Source organism: Bradyrhizobium sp. USDA 4341, from assembly GCF_054063755.1.
The window spans coordinates 2,761,842-2,780,326 of record NZ_JBSSGO010000002.1; the positions used below are offsets into that span (position 1 = coordinate 2,761,842).

General features: G+C 59.3%; 18 protein-coding genes and 5 pseudogenes. 9 read left to right on the plus strand and 14 right to left on the minus strand.

The features are described 5' to 3' along the window. Positions 1-9: 9 nt before the first annotated feature. The 4 genes from ACVIGB_RS19075 to ACVIGB_RS19090 all read right to left on the minus strand — a co-directional run bounded on the left by ACVIGB_RS19075 (position 10) and on the right by ACVIGB_RS19090 (position 4,639). A complete protein-coding gene (locus ACVIGB_RS19075; RefSeq protein ID WP_456721468.1) occupies positions 10-951 on the minus strand; it encodes an ABC transporter permease in 942 nt (313 codons plus the stop codon). Between the two features lie 6 nt (positions 952-957). After that, entirely contained in the window at positions 958-2,541 is a 1,584-nt protein-coding gene (locus ACVIGB_RS19080) for an ABC transporter substrate-binding protein (protein WP_456721467.1), read from the minus strand. A gap of 45 nt (positions 2,542-2,586) precedes the next feature. Next, on the minus strand, positions 2,587-3,030 hold the full coding sequence (locus ACVIGB_RS19085; protein ID WP_456721466.1) for a RidA family protein: 444 nt from the start codon (positions 3,028-3,030) through the stop codon (positions 2,587-2,589). A gap of 88 nt (positions 3,031-3,118) precedes the next feature. Continuing rightward, positions 3,119-4,639, minus strand: a complete 1,521-nt coding sequence (locus ACVIGB_RS19090; protein ID WP_456721465.1) for a M81 family metallopeptidase — start codon at positions 4,637-4,639, stop codon at positions 3,119-3,121. A 154-nt stretch (positions 4,640-4,793) separates the two neighbouring features. On the opposite strand from ACVIGB_RS19090, the gene ACVIGB_RS19095 reads away from it, so the two are divergent. Next, on the plus strand, positions 4,794-5,810 hold the full coding sequence (locus tag ACVIGB_RS19095) for a LysR family transcriptional regulator (RefSeq protein WP_456725131.1): 1,017 nt from the start codon (positions 4,794-4,796) through the stop codon (positions 5,808-5,810). A gap of 104 nt (positions 5,811-5,914) precedes the next feature. Here ACVIGB_RS19095 and ACVIGB_RS19100 read toward each other — a convergent pair whose 3' ends face one another. Continuing rightward, positions 5,915-6,244 (minus strand): hypothetical protein, encoded by a 330-nt coding sequence (locus ACVIGB_RS19100; RefSeq protein ID WP_092117030.1) that lies wholly within the window; start codon positions 6,242-6,244, stop codon positions 5,915-5,917. Positions 6,245-6,456: 212 nt separating this feature from the next. On the opposite strand from ACVIGB_RS19100, the gene ACVIGB_RS19105 reads away from it, so the two are divergent. Next, on the plus strand, positions 6,457-6,786 hold the full coding sequence (locus ACVIGB_RS19105; RefSeq protein ID WP_456749188.1) for a hypothetical protein: 330 nt from the start codon (positions 6,457-6,459) through the stop codon (positions 6,784-6,786). 437 nt (positions 6,787-7,223) lie between these two features. On the opposite strand, the pseudogene ACVIGB_RS19110 reads toward ACVIGB_RS19105, so the two are convergent. Further along, positions 7,224-7,373, minus strand: a pseudogene (locus tag ACVIGB_RS19110) (adenylate/guanylate cyclase domain-containing protein); the annotation flags it as partial. Positions 7,374-7,407: 34 nt separating this feature from the next. On the opposite strand from ACVIGB_RS19110, the pseudogene ACVIGB_RS19115 reads away from it, so the two are divergent. Further along, positions 7,408-7,622 (plus strand): annotated as a pseudogene (locus ACVIGB_RS19115) (ATP-binding protein); the annotation flags it as partial. 268 nt (positions 7,623-7,890) lie between these two features. On the opposite strand, the gene ACVIGB_RS19120 reads toward ACVIGB_RS19115, so the two are convergent. The 3 genes from ACVIGB_RS19120 to ACVIGB_RS19130 form a co-directional block, all read right to left on the minus strand. Further along, on the minus strand, positions 7,891-8,346 hold the full coding sequence (locus ACVIGB_RS19120) for a c-type cytochrome (RefSeq protein ID WP_092117034.1): 456 nt from the start codon (positions 8,344-8,346) through the stop codon (positions 7,891-7,893). A 235-nt stretch (positions 8,347-8,581) separates the two neighbouring features. Then, positions 8,582-8,686, minus strand: coding sequence for a pyrroloquinoline quinone precursor peptide PqqA (gene pqqA / locus ACVIGB_RS19125; protein WP_092117036.1), 105 nt, complete (start codon positions 8,684-8,686; stop codon positions 8,582-8,584). Positions 8,687-8,792: 106 nt separating this feature from the next. Further along, positions 8,793-8,930 (minus strand): hypothetical protein, encoded by a 138-nt coding sequence (locus ACVIGB_RS19130; RefSeq protein ID WP_456721464.1) that lies wholly within the window; start codon positions 8,928-8,930, stop codon positions 8,793-8,795. A gap of 270 nt (positions 8,931-9,200) precedes the next feature. Between ACVIGB_RS19130 and ACVIGB_RS19135 the strand changes: the two are divergent. The 6 genes and pseudogenes from ACVIGB_RS19135 to ACVIGB_RS19160 all read left to right on the plus strand — a co-directional run. After that, positions 9,201-9,305 (plus strand): annotated as a pseudogene (locus ACVIGB_RS19135) (hypothetical protein); the annotation flags it as partial. A 24-nt stretch (positions 9,306-9,329) separates the two neighbouring features. Then, positions 9,330-9,728, plus strand: a complete 399-nt coding sequence (locus ACVIGB_RS19140; protein ID WP_456725130.1) for an enolase C-terminal domain-like protein — start codon at positions 9,330-9,332, stop codon at positions 9,726-9,728. Beyond that, a complete protein-coding gene (locus ACVIGB_RS19145; protein ID WP_456721463.1) occupies positions 9,637-10,887 on the plus strand; it encodes a mandelate racemase/muconate lactonizing enzyme family protein in 1,251 nt (416 codons plus the stop codon). The genes ACVIGB_RS19140 and ACVIGB_RS19145 overlap by 92 nt, the downstream gene beginning before the upstream one ends. 38 nt (positions 10,888-10,925) lie before the next feature. After that, positions 10,926-11,943, plus strand: a pseudogene (locus ACVIGB_RS19150) (TRAP transporter substrate-binding protein). Between the two features lie 48 nt (positions 11,944-11,991). After that, positions 11,992-13,872, plus strand: a complete 1,881-nt coding sequence (locus ACVIGB_RS19155; protein WP_456721461.1) for a TRAP transporter large permease — start codon at positions 11,992-11,994, stop codon at positions 13,870-13,872. A gap of 125 nt (positions 13,873-13,997) precedes the next feature. Beyond that, complete coding sequence (locus ACVIGB_RS19160) at positions 13,998-14,828, plus strand: N-acyl homoserine lactonase family protein (protein ID WP_456721460.1); 831 nt, start codon at positions 13,998-14,000, stop codon at positions 14,826-14,828. 222 nt (positions 14,829-15,050) lie between these two features. On the opposite strand, the gene ACVIGB_RS19165 is transcribed toward ACVIGB_RS19160, so the two are convergent. The 5 genes and pseudogenes from ACVIGB_RS19165 to tnpC all read right to left on the minus strand — a co-directional run bounded on the left by ACVIGB_RS19165 (position 15,051) and on the right by tnpC (position 18,446). After that, the gene (locus ACVIGB_RS19165; protein ID WP_092117043.1) at positions 15,051-15,701 is read right to left on the minus strand and encodes a DsbA family oxidoreductase; all 651 of its coding nucleotides are present in this window, start codon (positions 15,699-15,701) and stop codon (positions 15,051-15,053) included. A 252-nt stretch (positions 15,702-15,953) separates the two neighbouring features. Further along, complete coding sequence (locus tag ACVIGB_RS19170) at positions 15,954-16,100, minus strand: hypothetical protein (RefSeq protein WP_456721459.1); 147 nt, start codon at positions 16,098-16,100, stop codon at positions 15,954-15,956. A 148-nt stretch (positions 16,101-16,248) separates the two neighbouring features. Continuing rightward, positions 16,249-16,500, minus strand: a pseudogene (locus tag ACVIGB_RS19175) (transposase domain-containing protein); the annotation flags it as partial. Positions 16,501-16,547: 47 nt separating this feature from the next. Then, positions 16,548-16,799 (minus strand): hypothetical protein, encoded by a 252-nt coding sequence (locus ACVIGB_RS19180; protein WP_143046684.1) that lies wholly within the window; start codon positions 16,797-16,799, stop codon positions 16,548-16,550. A 104-nt stretch (positions 16,800-16,903) separates the two neighbouring features. After that, positions 16,904-18,446, minus strand: a protein-coding gene (tnpC, locus tag ACVIGB_RS19185) for an IS66 family transposase (RefSeq protein WP_456721458.1) whose coding sequence is annotated in 2 segments (ribosomal slippage) — positions 16,904-17,090 and positions 17,089-18,446 — 1,545 coding nt in all. Because the reading frame shifts where the segments join, the coding sequence is not laid out codon by codon here. Between the last annotated feature and the right edge of the window lie 39 nt (positions 18,447-18,485).

The window sequence follows — 18,485 nt, forward strand, 5'->3', positions numbered from 1 at the left end:
CGAACCTCCTCATTGGCGGATACGAGGGTCAAGCAACAAATAGCTGAGATCGACCAGGAGGTTGATCCCGACATAGATCGCTGCGAATAGCAGCGTGATGCCCTGGATTAGCGGAAAATCCCTCGACAGCACCGCATCGACCGTCAACGATCCCAATCCTGGAATGGCAAACACTGATTCCGTGATCACGACGCCACCAATCAGAAGGGCGATACCGATGCCGATCACCGTCACGATCGGAATCGCAGCGTTGCGCAAGGCGTGATGAATGAGCACGCGCAACTCGGAAATGCCCTTGGCGCGCGCGGTTCTGATGAAGTCCTCGGTCAGTGCTTCAGCGACCGAGGCGCGCGTGACCCGTGCGATCAGCGCCAGATAGACGATCGATAGGGTCGTTGCCGGCAGGATCAAATGGCGCAACCAGGGCAGCACGCCATCGGCGATCCGGTCATAGCCTTGCACGGGTAGCAGCTGCAGCCGAAGCGCGAAGATCCAGATCAGCACGTAACCTGTCACGAACACGGGCACGGAAAAGCCAAGCGCCGAAAACGTCATCAATCCGCGATCGAGCCAGCCGCCGTGCCGCCATGCCGCAAGGACCCCGAGCGGGACCGCAAGCAGGATCGTCACGATGATGGTCAGGGTAGACAGCGCGATGGTCGGTTCGATGCGCTGCCCGATCAGCTTCGATACAGGCTGCTTCATGAAGAACGATTGGCCGAGATCACCGTGCAGCACGCCGAGCAGCCAGCGCCCGAATTGCAGCAGCAGCGGGTCCTTCAAACCGAGCTGCGCCCGCACCGCCTCGAGTGCCGCCGCGCTGGCGTCATTGCCCACGATCGCGGCCGCCGGATCCCCCGGCGCAAGCCGCGTCATGAGGAAGATAATGACCGCAACGATCAACAAGACTGGAATCGTTGCAACCAGCCGCCTGACAAGAAATACAGCCATCGGAGATCAACCCTTCTGGATGCCCCAATACACACACACCGGTGAGCTCACGGTGCCGCTAATCACGTCCTTGCGCGCAGCCGTGATGGTCTTGTACTCGCCGATCGGCGCGACAATCGCGGCATCGTAGGCGCGCTCCTGGATCTGGTCGGCCAACGACTTGCGTTGCTCACTGGTTGCCGCCAACAAGAACTCGTCCTTGAGCGCCTCGAGTTTTGCGTCGGTCGGCCAGCCGAACCAACCATTTTCGCCGTTACCGGTCAGCGGCGCGTAGAACATCGGGTTGATGGTGTCCGGTATGTTCCAGCCGGTGATGAAGGCACCCCACCCGCCCTGAGCGGGCGGCGTCTTCATGGCACGCCGCGCGACCAGCGTCGGCCAGTCCATCGACTGCATATCGACGTTGAAGCCGGCCTGCTTCAACAATGCCGCCATCACCGGCGGAAATTTGTTGAGGATCGCGAAACTCGCCGGATACATTAGGACGACCGGCTCGTTGTTGTAGCCCGCCTCCTTGAGCAGGGCGCGCGCGCGCGCAAATTGCGGCTTGCCCGTGTAGTAAGATGTCTTCTCGGAATGATAGATCGTGCCCGTCGGATAAAGCGAGGGATTTGCATTGTACAGATCGGGGTGAACCATCTGCGCCTTCATGAGCGCATCCTGGCTGATCGCCATGTACGCCGCCTGCGCGATCCTCGGGTTGTTAAAGGGCGGGTAAAGGTGGTTGAGATGCAGCGCAAAGGATCCCTTCGGCACAAGATCGACAAACGAGATCCTTGGATTATCTCTCAGCGCCACATACTGATCGGCCGGCACCCATTCGATCAGGTCGACTTCGCCGTTGATGATGGCATTGGTCTGCGTTTGGCCATCGGTCAGAATGATCCATTCCATGCGGTCGACATTGACCACTTTGCCGCCTGCCGTTCCCGACGCCGGCTCGTTCCGCGGCACGTAGTCCGTGTTCTTGACGTAGACGACGCGCTCGCCCGGACGATATTGGTCGGTCTTGAATACGAACGGTCCGGAGCCGATCTGGCTGGTAATCTGCTGATCGGGGGGCGTTTCTGCGACCCGCTTGGGCATGATGAACGGCGGCACCGACGCCGGCTTTGACAGCGCTTCCAGCACCAGACCAAAGCGCTGCTTGAGCGAGAGGACGAATGTGTCGTCGCTCTTGGCATCGAGCGAGGCGGTTGCCGCCAGCAATCTTTGGCCGAGATTGTCGCGCGCGCCCCAGCGCTTGAGCGACTGGATGATGTCCGCGGACGTCACCGGCGCGCCGTCGTGGAACTTGAGGCCCTTGCGGAGCGTGAAAGTCCACACCTTGCCATCGTCGCTCTGGCTGTAATCGGAAACCATCTGCGGCTTGACTTGCCCCTGATCGTCTACCCCGAACAGCGTGTCATAGATGGCATAGCCGTGATTGCGCGTGATGATCGCGGTCGTCCAGATCGGGTCGAGAATCTTCAGATCGGACTGCGGCACGACGCGCAGGACCTTCGGCTCCTCGGCAAAGCTTGTCCGCGGCGCTGCCGCTGCAATCATCAAGCTGCCAGTCATTGCCAGGAATGAACGCCTATCAGTCATTTGCTTCCCTTCCATTGCTCGATCTGACGTTTTTCAGTGTGCTGCCTACGCTGACCCCGGAGCGGCAAGTTCGGCGATCAACTCAATCTCAACACATGCGCGCAACGGCAACTGGACCACGCCAAACGCACTTCGCGTATTAGGGCCGGCGGCCGGGAACACCTCACCGAACAGCTCGCTTGCGCCGTTGGCAACCAGATGCTGCTCGAAGAAATTCGACCTCGAGGCAACCATGACGGTCATCTTGACGATGCGCGCGATAATCTCGAGATTGCCACTCGCATGCTGAAGCGTTGCAAGAAGGTCGATGGCCGTGGCGCGCGCTGGCGATCTGCCCTCTTCCAACGAGATTTCATCGCCGAGCCGGCCGGTCCAGACCGCACCGTCGCGCTTGGCGAGATGGCCGGATAAATACAGGGTCTGGCCTGCACGCAGGTAAGGCGCATAGGACGCCGCCGGCGCCGTGATCGGCGGCAGCACGATGTCCATGGCCTGAAGACGTTGATAGACGCTCATCATTATTTCTCCATCGTCCTCTCCCTGGTCCTCACCAGATGACGGGCGGAGTGATTGAGGCTCAGGCCGAGAGTTTGGCCCGCGCGGCACGGATCGGGGCCTTGAAGACGGGACCGTTCGGACCGAGCCGAATGCCGTCGCGCAGATGCTTCCAGGGCAGCGCGGTCGGGTCTGCCAGGAATGGCCCGGGAGACTTCACGACGATGATTTCCTCGGAGATAGCCGCGAAGTCGGCGCGGAAATGCACCGAGCTCTTGTTGACCAGGATGCTCATTTTTTCCGGATCGATGCCGACGGTCCGGTACATATTGCGATCGAGCAACTGCGCCTTGGCCGAGGTTACAACGATGCGAATGTCATCGATTTTCAGACAGGCGGTTAGGCCGAGATTGGCCTGCTTGCCGTTCATCATCGGCCCGCCATAGACGAGCTTGCCGTCGGATAGCGTTTCGACGAGGAAACGCGCGGTCAATGGGCTGTCGCCCGGAACCTCCGCGCAACCGCCGAGATCGATCGAGATCTCCGCGCCGACACCGGCGGCGTGCGCGGCCGCGGCGGCTTTCGCATCGCAGATCAGGCCAATGGCCGCATTCTTGGCATCGTGTCGGATCAACGCCTTCAAAAGACCCGTGGTATTGGAGTTGCCACCGACTCCCGGATTGTCCTGCGTATCGGCCAGGATGACCGGACGCTTTGCGCTCCGCGCAATCGCGATGGCGCGTACCACAGCATTGTCGGCATCTTCGAATTCGACGTTCCAAGCAATCTCGGCGTCGACGATGTGCTGGTAGATCCGCTCCACGGCACGCTCGACGGCGTCGCGATCGCTGCCATAGCCCCAGACGGTGGCCCCGCATCCCGGAAAATCGGCTGCGGAGAAGCCCGGCGCGAAGGACAGCGAGCTCACGGCCCCCTCTTGCTCTTCCAGCAAGTCGTACACGCCGCGCGCCGGCTGCAGCATGGTCGACATCGCGTTGACGGGGATCAGGAAGGGAATGCGCTTGGCTGCGCGGTAAAACGGCGGGCGCGACGATACCAGATGAAGCAGGAGCTCCGCTGCGCGCCGTCCAGTGTCCGCCATGTCGACGTGCGGATAGGTACGATAAGCGACCACCGCATCGGCAAGCTCAAGCATCTGCTCGGTGACATTGGCATGCGAATCGAGCGACACCGAGATCTTCATCTCGCGTCCAACGATTTCGCGAACTCGCGCCAAAAGCTCGCCCTCACCATCGTCGAGATGCTCGGTCACCTGCGCCCCGTGCAGGTCGAGATAGATCGCATCAAAATTCCTGCGCTTGACGGCATCGAGAATCTCACCCGCGATCCGCTCGTAGGCATCCTCGGTCGTGTGAGCCGAAGCACCGGCGCCTGCCCAAATCACCGGCAGCACCTCGTGCCCACGCGCCTGCACGTGCTTTATGAAGCCGCCGATCGGAATGTTGACGTCCAAGAGGCTCAGGACGTCCTCGCCTCTCACCAGGCTCGGAAAGTCCTCGCCCCGCACGAAGCTGTCATAGGTGGCCTTGGACGGCGCGAACGTGTTCGTTTCATGTTGAAAGCCGGCGACAAGAATTTTCAACGGAGCTTCCTCTTCTTTGTTGACCGCGCGCGGGTTTACGGCCAGCCACACGGAGGCAGCGGGCGGTTCGCGGTGGTCAGGCTCACAATTTCGATGGACGGCCGGCTATCCGACCTACGCTGTCTTCGCCGGCTAAAATCCGCGCTGGTTGGACGTGCGGGAGAATAGGCTTGACCTGCGTTCGAGCAACAGCAATCTTTGTTCCAGTTCGTTGCCAAAACAGCAACAGAGGTTGGTTATGCGAGAACCCAGTCACAGCCGCCTGCGCTATTTCGAGGCCGTCTGCCGGCACGGTACGATCCGCGGCGCAGCTGACCAGCTGAACACGGCACCGTCGGTGATCACGCGCCAGATCGCTCTGCTTGAGACGGAGCTAGGGCTGAAACTATTCGAACGGCAGGCGCGCGGCATGAAATTGAATGACGCGGCAACGCATTTGCTGGATTATTGGCGCAGCTGTCAGGCCCATCGGCAGCAACTGTCGGAGCGGCTGGAGGCCATCGAGAGACTGGACGAGGGCCATGTCAGGATCGTGCTGAGCGAGGGCTATGTCGATCATCTGATCGAGCACATCGTGGGGCCCTTCTGCGCACAGCATCCGAAATTGTCGATCGCGATCGATCCGCTCCCCGTCCTGGACATCATGAATCAGGTCGGAGAGGACGCCGCCCATATTGGACTGGCGTATAATCCACAGGCCGACCCTCGCATCCAGTTCGTCGCAAGCGTGCCTGCGCCGGCCCGCCTGCTGGTTCGCGTCGACCATCCGCTCGCGCGGCAGCGCCGTCCCATCACCGTAGGCCAGCTGGCTGAATTTCCGTTCGCCTCGATGCCGCGTGGTTATGGCGTCAGCCAATTGATCGATGCGCTGGAATATTCAGAGCATGTCAAGCTTCGGCCAACATTCATCAGCAGTTCGGTCCTCGCGCTGCGACGCTACGTCAGAGCCACACAGGGCGTCGCGATCCTCGGCGCCGGCGTTGCCGCCGCCACCGAAGTCGCGCGTGGTGAGGTCGTCATGCTGGATATCGATCACGCCATTTGCGCGAAAGCCAAGCTTCGGCTCATTGCACGGCGAGCTCGACCGTTGTCGCCGGCGGCGGCGCGCCTATTGAGCAATATGCGAAGCCGCCTTGCATCGTTCGGCATAACGCCGGGTAGGTTGCCTTAGGCAAAGCCGCAGGCTGTCGTCGCGGCTGGCATGACAGGGTCCACTATCTGTCGCAATACAGGTGCAAATCCAATACTGCCGTTACAGAACACGCGCCAGTCCGATCAAACTATTTCGCGCGCCGTCACCGAAACGCGCGCGATCTCCGAAATACTGAACGTCCGCCCTGGGAAGAGCGAAATGATCAGGTCAGCTCCCGCCTCACTCAAGACCTGAATCATGACGTGCTCGGCATTGGTCAGATAAGCGTTCTCTTTGGCGCTGATGATCATATCGAGACTTTGACCAGAAAGTGAAAGATAACCCGATAGCACCTCGATCGTGATCTTCGCCTGGTTGACGGCGACCAACAGCCATTCCGAACGTTCGCAAGTTCTTAAGTTGACGACGGTTGGCCCGTGTGGAGCGAAGCGGGCGACGAGGCCTGCCTTCATCGAGAAATTGCTCGATGCCCTTCTACCAGTCTGAGGAACGGTTGGCATGGATCAAAGAACCTGCGCCAGTCGAGTTAGCTTGTTGAGATCATATTCTTGACATGACGATTCCACGGTCAGGCTCCGTTGACGACGGCAATTGCTCGTGCCTGGTTCTCTTGTCCAAGCAATCGGTGCCAACGTCCGTTTTCCAAAGTCGCGCGGTCTCGTTCATGGAACGGGACCGCAGTGCGCGCTCTTTTTCGGGAGAAATTGAAGCGGACGCTGTCCTGATGAATCGGCTGATCGTGCCCCAGTTCAGAACAGAGCCCGCCCACATCACCACCGAGTCAACCGCGGCGGCCTTAATCGTCTTGCCGCTGCTACCTGAATGTGGTTCTTCGTCTTATTCCGACGCGACGAAGCGGAATATCGAGGAAATATGCACGCGCTCGAATGGCAGCTTCGGTTCGTTTGAGCCGTTGCCCCATTGTCAGCAAGGATGCACCGGAGACGGCGAGCTCCTTCAATTGATCGTCGTCCGCGACGGTCCATGGCCTTGATCCTGCTCTTGGCGTCTCGCAAGTCTCGCGTTTGCCTAGGCTTGTGTTGGTCATGCTCTACTCCGCCGGGAGAACTCGTTTGCGTGCCGCGCGGGCCAGATCCGACGAGGCGTGTCTTCAAGGATGGCCTCCAGCTGCGCGGCTTGAGGTAGTACAATGACCGCCAGCAGGCGACGCCGTCTGATCAAACAGGCCATTATGACTGAACGAGGCTTAGTTGGCGGGGTCACACTGCGCTGTCTTTGCGAAGTCCAGCTCCGCAGTAGACGGGACGGACAAAGAATAGGCCTAACTTCCATTTGAGCAATAGCAGTCTTTGTTCGACTTCGTTGCTCAAGTGTCAACGCACGTGAGCCCGGCGGCTAAAGGGCGCCGCTAAGGCGGGGGCGCCTGGTTCGGCGATCGCGCAACGGGCTTGCAGCTCGCATCCGGCGTCCTTAGCCGTGATCCGCGAATAGCTCGATCGGCTCATTGAAGCCGCGCACCGGATATTCTCCGACACGTTCAAGGCCGAAGTCACCTTCAACGAGGTCGGCGAAGGATCGGGACAGCAGCACCGTCCTTCCCAATTGTTTGGTGAGTGCCTCACGCTCCGCGATCTCATGCTCGAAGCGACCCGGCAAATATCAGCTGCGCATCCTCGACGATCTCGCCTATGTCACCAAGGACCAAGCCGAAACCATCGTTCGTTCGAATGGGGCACAATCTTCCCGGATCAAGCCATGAGCCTCGCCGTCATCGATCGCCTCGTCCATCACGCCACGATCCTCGGAATGAAGGTCGACAGTTATCGCCGCAACGAAGCTGTCGACAAGACCCGTGGAGCCCGACAACCACGCGACGCGCGCGGCAATCAAAGCGCTATTTTGATTGTCGCTCCAGGACAATCGAATCACGCGTCACGAAAATATCGATTGCCTTACCGCCGCATCGCGACAATCACCCTCTTGTCCCGAGCGCCGCAATGGCCAATCTCATTGTCGCTGTGTCCCCATCCAGATTATCGCGCTACAGCATAGCCCGTGGGACGGTCAAGCTGAACGCGGCACTGGTCATAGCCCCGTTCACGCATTCCGTGCGCTAAGCGCCGTTACAGCGATGCCGTTACTGGAGCGCGGGCTGATGGCTAATAGCCCAAACATAGGCTGACACCGCGTCAACATCCGCTGGCTTCAAGTCGCCATCCATTCCGGGGGCCACCGCCATGTTGTGCAAGATCGTTCGCTTCAGCTCTTTAACGCTCCCGTCGCTCCAAGCGAATATCCCGAGTGTCAGGTCGTTCCCGTTTCCTGTTCCCTTCCCGTCTTGGCCGTGACAGACGCTGCACTGCCCGTTCGCGGCCTCCCCATGGAACACGCGATCGCCATGCAGGATCTGCTCCCTGCTAAAGCCGATTGGCACCGGCAGAACGTCCGCAGGAGGCCGTATCTGTTCTCTGAATATGATGAGCGGCGGCGAAACGAGCTTGAACTCCTGCTGATCCTCTGCCCTTGACGCGTTAGGAGCCGCGGAACACATCACGCATGCCGCCGCTGCTGAAACAACGAAACGAACTGCCATGAATCACCTCCCAGAAGGTTCCGTTCCAGGCTGCCGGATCGGCCCGGCGAGGCTTGGTTTTGTTTACTCACGGGACGCTGGTCGTACAGTCTGGACGTATCTTGAGCGACCAACAGGCACCTACCTAAAGAGAAAAGGCCGGCACCGAAGCGCCGGCCAAGTACTGACGATGAGAAATCGTAGCCTCCTTCCAAGAAGACCACGGAACATTTCTCCCTTCAGGATGTAACGCGGATCAACTGACTCGGGGCATAAGCGGCTTTGGCCCTGCGGCACTGGCGTACATATTAATCTCCATGCCCACCGACACTTCGACGATCTTTGGTGCAGCCCACTTCATCTGCTTTCCTCCAATTTCTCGGTAACTTCGATTTGAGAAAAAGAGCGCACGAAGAAGCTAACGCGCGCATCCTCGATTCATACGCGAGGAAACGAGCGATAGATAATCACTTGTTCAGATAATAGCCATCTTCAAATACGATAGCCAGTTGATGCAGGCGCCGCTGAGGCTTCGACGCGGCCGCAATGCGCGCGGCGACGAGGGCGGAGAAGAGCCGCATGATCGATACATGCGCGCCGTTCAAGAACCCGTACACCCCCGCACAGGTCGGGCCCCACGCGGATATCGTCTACACGATTGAGTGCGGGATCAATGTCGAGCGTCTCCAACTGTCGAATCGATCAATCGCTTCCGTCTCAGCTCGTTGACATACCGGAATGATTGTACCCAAGCGCTTGTTGCGTTATGGGCGCGCAGCCCTCCGGGCTGCTCGCAATCTGCTGTCGAGATAGGTGCAATCTAATCTATTCGTTTTTCGGATTGAGATTGTGCGCTTAGGAAGAGCGCCTGGCGTCTTTTGGTCAGGCCCAGATTGTGCGGCAGCGCCATCATGTTCGGGATTTCCGCGATCGATATCGCGTTATGGGACACCCTGGGAAAGGCAACCGGACAACCTGTACACCGACTGTTGGACGGTACAGCAGTGTCGGAGCTGGTTTGCTATGCAAGGCTCGTTCGCTACACCGACTCGCAGCTTGTCATTGAAACCGTCACTCGAGCTCTAGCCGATGGCTTCTGTCATGTGAAGCTCCATGAGATTACCGCGGATGCAGTCCGTGAGGCGCGGATCGCTGCCGGCGATAACGTGGAGATCACCCTGGACGTCAACTGTCCACGGACCGTGCGCGAGGCCCTCGATATGAGCGCCAAGCTGCGACCGTTCAATCTGCGCTGGCTGGAAGAGCCCATTCGGCCTCCAGAGAGGTTTGACGGTTTGGCTCGAATGCGCCGTGAGAGTGAAATACCCATGGCGGCACCATGCCAACGAAGCGCGACTGCATCTTGCAAAACTCCCGGCGTTTCATGTTGCCAATGCGTTTGACGATTCTGGAGGACCGCAGATGAATGCCGGATACGAAGCTGCAGATAACCAAGTGAAGATCGCAAAGATCGAAGCGATCGTGATTTCAATTCCCTTCGCTGGGGGCGGGAAGTCGGCCGAAACGGCTTGGGGCAAGAAGAACGCGAACACCGCCGACTCTCTCCTCGTCAAGGTCACCACGTCGAATGGGATCACCGGATGGGGTGAGTCTTTCGGCTTCACGGCTATCCCTACCGTCAAGGCGGCGATCGAACAGGTACTGGCTCCCTTATGCATCGGCCGTAGCGCAGCTAGCATCGGATCATTGATGCTCGATGTTCAAAAGCGCCTGCATATCTTCGGGCGCAGCGGCGCCATCATGTTCGCCATTTCCGCAATCGATATCGCTTTGTGGGACATTCTTGGCAAAGCGACAGGTCGGCCAGTTCATCGATTGTTAGGTGGCAGGGAAGTGACTGAACTGCAGTGCTACGCCAGCCTCGTTCGCTATTCTGAGCCGGAAGTCGTTGCTGCGAACGTCGAGCGGGCTTTGGCAGATGGGTTCTCTCATCTCAAGCTTCACGAAATTGACGTGGAGGCGGTGCGGGCAGCGCGCAAGACTGCCGGCGGCGACGTGGAAATTACGCTTGACGTCAATTGCCCGTGGACGGTCCGCGAAGCCCTAGATATGAGCTCCAAGCTGCGGCCTTTCAATCTGCGATGGCTCGAAGAGCCGATCTGGCCCCCGGAGAATTATGACGGACTGGCTCGGTTGCGCCGCGAGGCGGGGATACCGATCGCAGCCGGGGAGAACGCTTCCACCTTAATGGATTTCCAGCAAATGCTCGTCGCAGGTGCAGTCGACTTCGTGCAGCCGAGCCCAGCAAAAATGGGTGGCATCACCGAGCTGCAAAAGGTTTTTACACTTGCCGCTGCACATAACACCACGGTCATGGTCCACACCTTTTATGACGGCCCTGGCTTGCTTGCGAGCGTACATGCGAGCGCTGCGCTTGGCTCGAAGGGGTCGCTGGTGGAGTGGCGATACTTCGATCTCGAGGCTCAACTTTACGGGGATGCCATCTTCCCCAAGCGCGGAGCGATTGTTGTTCCTCAAGGCCCGGGCCTGGGGGTTGATCCGGATCCGGACGTCGTACGGAGTTTTCAAGTCCTGAGCTAAGACCGCTTTCAATCCGCACCGCCGACTTGGAGATTTTCATGTCCATTACACGCCGCACGTTCTTGAAGACGAACGCGACCGCTGTGGGAGCTTCTTATGTCGCCTTGTCACCCTCGCTGGCGCTGGCGGCCCCAATGAACTTCAAGATTGGACACGACCAAGCGGCGACGCACCCGGTTCATTTGCGCCTCGTCGAAGCGGCCGAACGCATCAAGCTTCAGACCAACGGGCAATTCCTGCTCCAGGCGTTCGCCAACAGCCAACTCGGGCGGCGATACCGACATGTTGACGCAGACGCGCTCCGGCGCTCTGGAGATGGTGTTAATGCCCGACATCATCCTTGGAACGTTGGTGCCGCTGGCGTCCATCAACGCGATGGGGTTCGCGTTTGACAATGAAGTTGACGTCCACGCTGCAATGGATGGCGATTTGGGTGCCCACATCCGTGGCAGGATCGCCGGATCCGGACTATCGGTGATGAGCAATTTCTGGGAGAATGGCTTCCGACAAATTACCAGCAGCACGAAGCCGATCAACCACCCCGAAGATCTTCGCGGTTTCAAGATCCGCGTCCCCGTGGCACCGCTGTGGGTCTCGATGTTCAAGGCTTTTGGCTGCGGTCCGACCGCAATGAACATGAACGAATTGTATTCAGCGCTTCAGACAAAGGTCGTCGAAGGGCAGGAAAATCCATTCTCAATCATCGAATCCGCGAAATTCTATGAAGTGCAGAAATATTGCTCCGTCACTAACCATGTTTGGAACGGATTCTGGCTATTGATGAATTCTCGCCGCTGGAGCGCGGTCCCCGCGACCGTCCAAGACATTGTTCAGGAACATCTGAATCGTTCCGCGATGGATCTGCGTGACGACGTCGTCAAGCAGAAAGACGCGCTGCGGAAATCGCTGGTCGAACGAGGCATGGTGTTTAACGAGACGGATCCAAAGCCGTTCCGCGATGCGCTCCAGGCTGCCGGATTTTACGCGGAGTGGCATAAGAAATTTGGCGAAGAAAGCTGGGCGGTCCTTAGCAAATACGCAAAAGCAATCGCGTAAGAATGCTTGAGAGCCAATTCCCGGTCAAATTCGTACGATGGCGAAGACATGTCGTTTGAACATTCGCAGGACGCGACCGGAACGGGCGCCAGCAAAGGCCGGCTTGTTCACGCCAGCCTCATTCTGGACCGCATCATAGCGTGGTCGACGGAGATTCCCGCCGCGCTTTTGGTGGTCGCGGAATTCTGCTTGCTGTTGACCAACGTGACCTATCGATACGGTTTGCGCGACCCACTCACATGGGGGGACGAACTCGCCTCGCTGCTCTTTGTCTGGTTGTCGATGCTCGGTTGTGTCATCGCCCTTCGGCGAGGTGAGCACATGCGGCTCACGACCATAATCTCAAAATTGTCGCCGCGGGCAAAGCAGCGGACGGAGGCGCTGGCAAACACTCTTGTGGTTCTGTTCATGGCCCTTTTGATCGTGCCCGCCTGGGAGTACACGGTCGACGAATGGGCGATCATGACACCTGCGTTGCAGATACCGCATGCATTTCGCGTGGGTGCCTTGACATGCGGCTTCACGCTGATGTTTGCCGTCGCCCTGTCGCGCTTGATATCGAGCGCCTCCTCGGCAAACATCGCTCTTTGCGGCCTGCTCGTTCTCGGTGTCTCGGGTGGGCTTTACCTGTTCCAGGTGCAACTCGTGGACATGGGGAACGCTCATCTATTTCTATTTTTTGTGATCGGTGTGGCGATTATCGTCTTGGCCGGCGCGCCAATCATGACGGCATTTGGACTATCCACGCTCGCCTATTTGCTAACGGTCACTGATATTCCGATCACCGTTGCGGTCAACCGTATCGATGAGGGGATGTCAGGACTGATCCTGTTGTCAATCCCGCTATTTGTCTTTCTGGGGGCGCTCATCGAGTCGATGGGATTGGCCGAAGCGATGATTGGCTTTCTCGCTTCCTTAATCGGCCACATGCGCGGCGGCCTTTCTTACGTGCTGATAGGCGCCATGTATCTTGTCTCCGGCATCTCCGGCTCAAAGGCTGCGGACATGGCGGCGATTGCGCCTGCGCTGTTTCCGGACATGAAAAGGCGCGGGGAGGACGAGGGCGAGCTGGTAGCCATGTTGAGTTCGGCCGGCGCGATGTCCGAGACCATTCCTCCCAGCCTGGTATTGATCACGATCGGATCAGTCACGAACGTTTCGATCGCTGCGCTGTTTACCGGCGGCTTCATGCCCGCCGTAGTTGGCGCTCTCGCGATGGCTATGGTCGTTTGGATCAAAAACCGAAGCAAGAGCGTACAGTATCTGCAGCGGGCATCGAGCAAGGATATCTGGACTGCTCTTTGTTACGCCCTCCCGTCGATCGTCCTCCCTTTCTTGATCCGCACCGCCGTCGTCAACGGAGTGGCGACGGCGACGGAGGTGGCTACGATCGGAATCGCGTATACTTTCGCAGTTGGCCTGATTTTTTACAGGAAGTTCGAATGGAAGACGCTTCAACCGATGCTAGTTAATACGGCTTCCCTCTCCGGCGCCATCCTGCTGATCATCGGGTGCGCGACTTCCATGGCGTGGGCTCTCACCCAATCCGGATTCTCGGTTCAATTAGCCGCGTGGATGTCCATCGTCCCCGGGGGCCCGATGGGCTTCATGATGGTCTCGGCCGTTGCCTTCGTGATCCTGGGCAGCTTTCTCGAGGGTATTCCGGCGATCGTTCTTTTTGGGCCCCTGTTGTTTCCAATAGCGCGGAACGTCGGAATCAACGAAGTGCACTATGCGATGGTCGCCGTTTTTGCGATGGGTCTGGGGTTGTTCGCACCACCCTTTGGAGTCGGATTTTATGCTGCCTGTGCCATCGGAAAAGTGCGACCGGAAGCGGCGGTTAGGCATGTGTGGGCTTACTTGGCCGCGCTGTTCATCGCGCTTCTCGCTATTGCGGCAATCCCCTGGATTTCAACGGGCTTCCTGTAACGATCGAGACGTTATCAGGGAGCTGATTTGGTGCACTTGCCCTACCACGTAACAATGATCGCCCACGGCCAACGATAATGGCCAGCAATGCCAATCTCTACACGGCTTTCAAAAGGAAAAGCAGAATGCGAATGATATCCGCTACCTTCGCGATGGTTTTCGCCTTTGCACTTTCGTTTGGCGGTGCCCATGCGCAATCGGGGAAGTCTGGCGTTGAGAAGCTATATATCCTGAGCTGCGGCGAGGGGATCGCCGGAGACATTTCCCTGTGGTCGCCAGGGATCGACGAAGGAAAGTCGATGGATTTCGTCGACAGCTGTTACCTTATCAAGCACAAAGAGGGTTGGTTCCTTTGGGACACCGGTCTTTCGGATTCGGTTGCGACCTTGCCAAACGGTCTGCCCCCCGCCAACCCAAAGTTCATCCACTGGCGTCGCGCGAAAACGCTGGCGGCGCAGCTCGCCGAGCTGAATGTTTTACCTGCCGACATCAAAAAGATCGCCGTCTCGCACACCCATCCCGATCATATCGGAAATGTCGAATTGTTTCCGCAGGCCATGCTGTATGTTCAGAAAGTCGAATACGAATGGCCGAACCCGGACGGAACGCCTCGCTTCAAGCCCGAGCATCCGGTTACGAAGGTTGAAGGAGACCTCGATGTCTTCGGAGACGGAAGCATTGTTCTGCTAGCCACCCCAGGTCACACCCCAGGCCACCAGGTATTGCTGGTGAAGCTCCCCAAAACCGGCAACATCGTCCTGTCCGGCGACTTAGCTCATTTCATGAGCAACTGGGAAAACCGTGGCGTCCCCACATTTAATACCAGCAAGGATCAAACGAATTCTTCGATGCAACGCGTCGCGGACATCTTGAAGAAGGAAAACGCGACGCTCTGGATCAACCACGACAAGGTGCAGAGGGACGCCCAAAAGTTGTCGCCGGAATTCTACGACTAAGCGGAGCTTTTTATCTGTAGCTGCGCGACGTCAGACCGCGTCGCGCAGGCTCGTTGGGCTTTCGCTGTTTCCGTACGACTTATCAGCTGCGAAGTATCGGAAATGACCCTGCTACGTATCTCGCTTCAAAACGGACCGCGCCGAAAATGGCCACCCTACTCCTTGTCCGTTGGGGCGCGGCGCCGCGACCAAGACCTCGGACGATGGTCGGGGCGGCACCGATCAGGCGACTTCGGACACAGCCTTTCGGATGGCCTGCTCAAACGCCTCCGGCGGCTGGGCCCCTGTGATCAGGTAACGATCGTTGACCACCACGGCGGGAACGCTGCTTATCCCTGCTCGCCGCCATTTCTCCTCAGTGTCGCGCACCTCGTCGGCGTAGCGCCTTGAGGTGAGCACATCGCGCGCGGCCGCGCCTTCAAGGCCAGCCGATTCAGCTGCGGCCACGAGCACGCCGTGGTCACCGGGATTTTGCATGTTGGTATGGTAGGCGGCGAGCAGCAAGCGCTTCAACTCTACCTGTCGCCCCTCGATCCGGGCCCAGTGCAGCAGGCGGTGTGCGTCAAATGTGTTGTAGAACCGGCTTTCGTCGGTGGTTACCATGTCGAAGCCCACTTGCGCGGCGAGGGCGCGCTGGCGCTCACGGTTCGCGATCGCCTGCTCGCGCCCGACGTTGTATTTGCGTGCCACGTTGTCGAAGCGGCTCTCACCCTCCGGCGGGGCGCCCGGGTTGAGTTCGAAGGGCTGAAATCGGATGTCGGCCGTCAATTGCCCCTCAAATCGCTTGAGCGCAACATCCAGGTTTCCCAACCCAATGACGCACCAGGGGCATGACACATCAGATACGAAGTCAATCTTGACCGTTTTAGTCATGGAAAGGCCGCTCGCTGTTCGCTTGGTTACGTTTGGGCACGCCAGGCGTCCCCTGAAGTAGTTCTGCAGATAGGACGCTTAGGCATCGGATGAACAGCCGCCGGCAGGAAGACACTCTTTCGTAGATCGGTACAATCTTGCTGTGGCGCTCTGCGCGCGCTACGCGTTCGACCTGGACATGAGCAGCGCTCCCAGCCTTATCCAACGCTTCGGAGTTCGCTTTCCGGGAGCATCGCCGCCAGCGCGCCTTCCTCACAGCGCAAGCTGAACGACCGTGGTCTGATCAATGCCGGAAGGTGGAGTATTGGAAAGTGCTCCCCGAACCCGCTGTCCACCGGCGAGATGCGTGCCAAGGCAATCCGGTGCTTGCACACCGGACACGTCGTTCGAGGCAATCATCCCTAATCTCCGAGGCGATCAAGCATTTTCCTTCGTCACGTCGGCCCGATCTTTTTCGCCCGCGTGCGGTCCACCGCCAAACCCGCATTGAATGTACGCATCCGGCGAAGGCCCCGCGCAAACCGTTTTTGCGGAAGGCTGATCGTGCTTAAGCGGCCTGAACGATGCTTTGAGGCTGCCACTTCCAAGGCAGCAGTTCGTCAATGCGCTTGGCAGAGTGATCCCGTTGGCGCGTGAGCACGTCGGCCAGCCAAGCCTGTGGATCGATGTCATTGAGCTTGGCGTTGGCTATTATGCGGTAGACGGCAGCAGCGCACCGGCCGCCCTCATCGGACCTGGCGAAGGTCCAATGTTTTCGCCCCACGGCGCCCGCCCGCAGCTCACGCTCGGCAGCATTGTCCCTATCGCGTCGTCTACTAGTTGCTCGGGGCTTTGGCCCTCTCGTGCTCATCGCGGTTTACTACTTCGGTTAGGGATGAACGGGCCCGTCTCCCGGATCTGGCGAGCCACGCGCTCCAACAGATCCGGGAGCGCAAGGGTCGTATCCATGTCGGCCTGACACGAGAAACCGTTGCCGTGCTCGCCGCCCATCACGATCAGCAGCACGCCGCCGCTTTGCGGAATCTCCCCACCACCGAGGCCGACCTTCTCGCGGATCTCGCGGCATAGCTCGTCATATTTGCCCTTTCCCAATGCCATCGCTCGTCCTTTCGTCGCTCGCATGCGCGGCTGGGAGTGTGCATCGCGGGCTGTCCAAAAGCCAGTCCGTAGGAGACCGTATCGCGGTCTCGACAGTATCGCCCTTAAGCGGCGTGAGCAGCGCTTTGAGGCTTCCACTTCCAAGGCAGCAGTTCGTCAATGCGCTTGGCAGGGTGATCCGGTAGCCGCGCCAGCACGTCGGCAAGCCAAGCCTGCGGGTCGACGTCGTTGAGTTTTGCGGTGGCGATGAGGCTGTAGATGGCAGCAGCACGCCGGCCGCCCTCATCGGACGGCGAAGGTCCAATTTTTTCGTCCGATGGCGACCGCCCGTAGCTCACGCTCAGCAGCATTGTTCGACATGCAAAGCCCTCCGTCATCAAGGAAGCGGCTAAACGCACTCCAGCGGCTGAGGCAGTAATTGATCGCCTTGGTCGTGTCGTTGTTCCTGGAGAGCTTGGCGCGCTGCTCGCGCAACCACACCTCCAGCTCGCCGATCAGGGGGCGGCTACGCTCCTGGCGCACACGCAAACGCTCCTGCGCAGGAAGTCCGTTGATCTCGCGCTCAATGGCGAACAGGACATCGACGCGCTTCACCGCCTCGGCCGCGATCGGCGCCTTGGTGAGCCGCGCTAGGTCAACGAACTTGCGCCTTCCATGCGCCCAGCACGCGGCCTCGATGATCGGACCGCCCTTGCGATTGGCCTCGTAGAGCCTGCCAAAGCCGGCGTAGGCGTCAGCCTGCATCAGTCCGGCATAGCCCGCCAGATGCTGCTCTGGATGCGCACCGCCACGATCGGGCGAGTAGAAGAACGCGGCCGCCGGCGGATCCGGGCCCGCAAACGGCCGGTCGTCGCGCACGTAAGTCCAGAGCCGGCCGGTCCGGGTCTTGCCCTTGGCCAGGACCGGCACCGTGGTGTCATCCGCGTGGATTCGCTCGGCTGCGAAGACGTGGCTCCGGATCGCATCGACCAAAGGCATCAGGCTTGCTGCGGAGGCACCTACCCAGTCCGCGAGCGTCGATACGTCGAGGTCGATGCCTTCACGCTGGTAGACGTCGCTCTGACGATGAAGCGGCAAGTGCAGGCCGTACTTGGCGAAGAGGACATGGGCCAGCAGCTCTGCACGTCCCCGCGCAATCGGGTGCGAAGGAGCCGGCGGCTGGGTGAGCTTCTCGCGCACGTGCTGGATCACCTTCCACTGGCGCGGAACGAGCTCCAGCATTCCGGTCACGTCCTCTCCAATCTTGCGCAATCGGCTGTCGCCGCAGCATGGGCACGCGGCAGGCACCGAATAGACAATGCGCTCCCGCGGCAAATGCTCCGGCAGCGGACGGCGGGCCGGCTTGCAGCGCTCGAACGATGGCACCGTAATCTTGTCGGCTGCGGCCCTCTCTGCCGTGGTCTCCCCTTGCGCCGAGTTCTCCTCCAGGTCGGCGAGCTTTAGCTCGAGCTGGTCCAGCAATGCGCCGCGCTCGGAGGATTGTCCGAACTGCTCATGCCGCAGCTTCTTGATCGTGAGCTTGAGCTTCTCGATCAGCAAGCTCCCCGCATGGACCTCGGCTTCCGCGGCCAACCGGGCCGCTCGCTCGGCGCGCAGCATCGCCTGCAGCGTAGTCACATCGTCGGGAAGAGAATCATCAGTACCCATCGCCGACCAGAGAATCACAAGACGCGGTCTCTGTCCGAA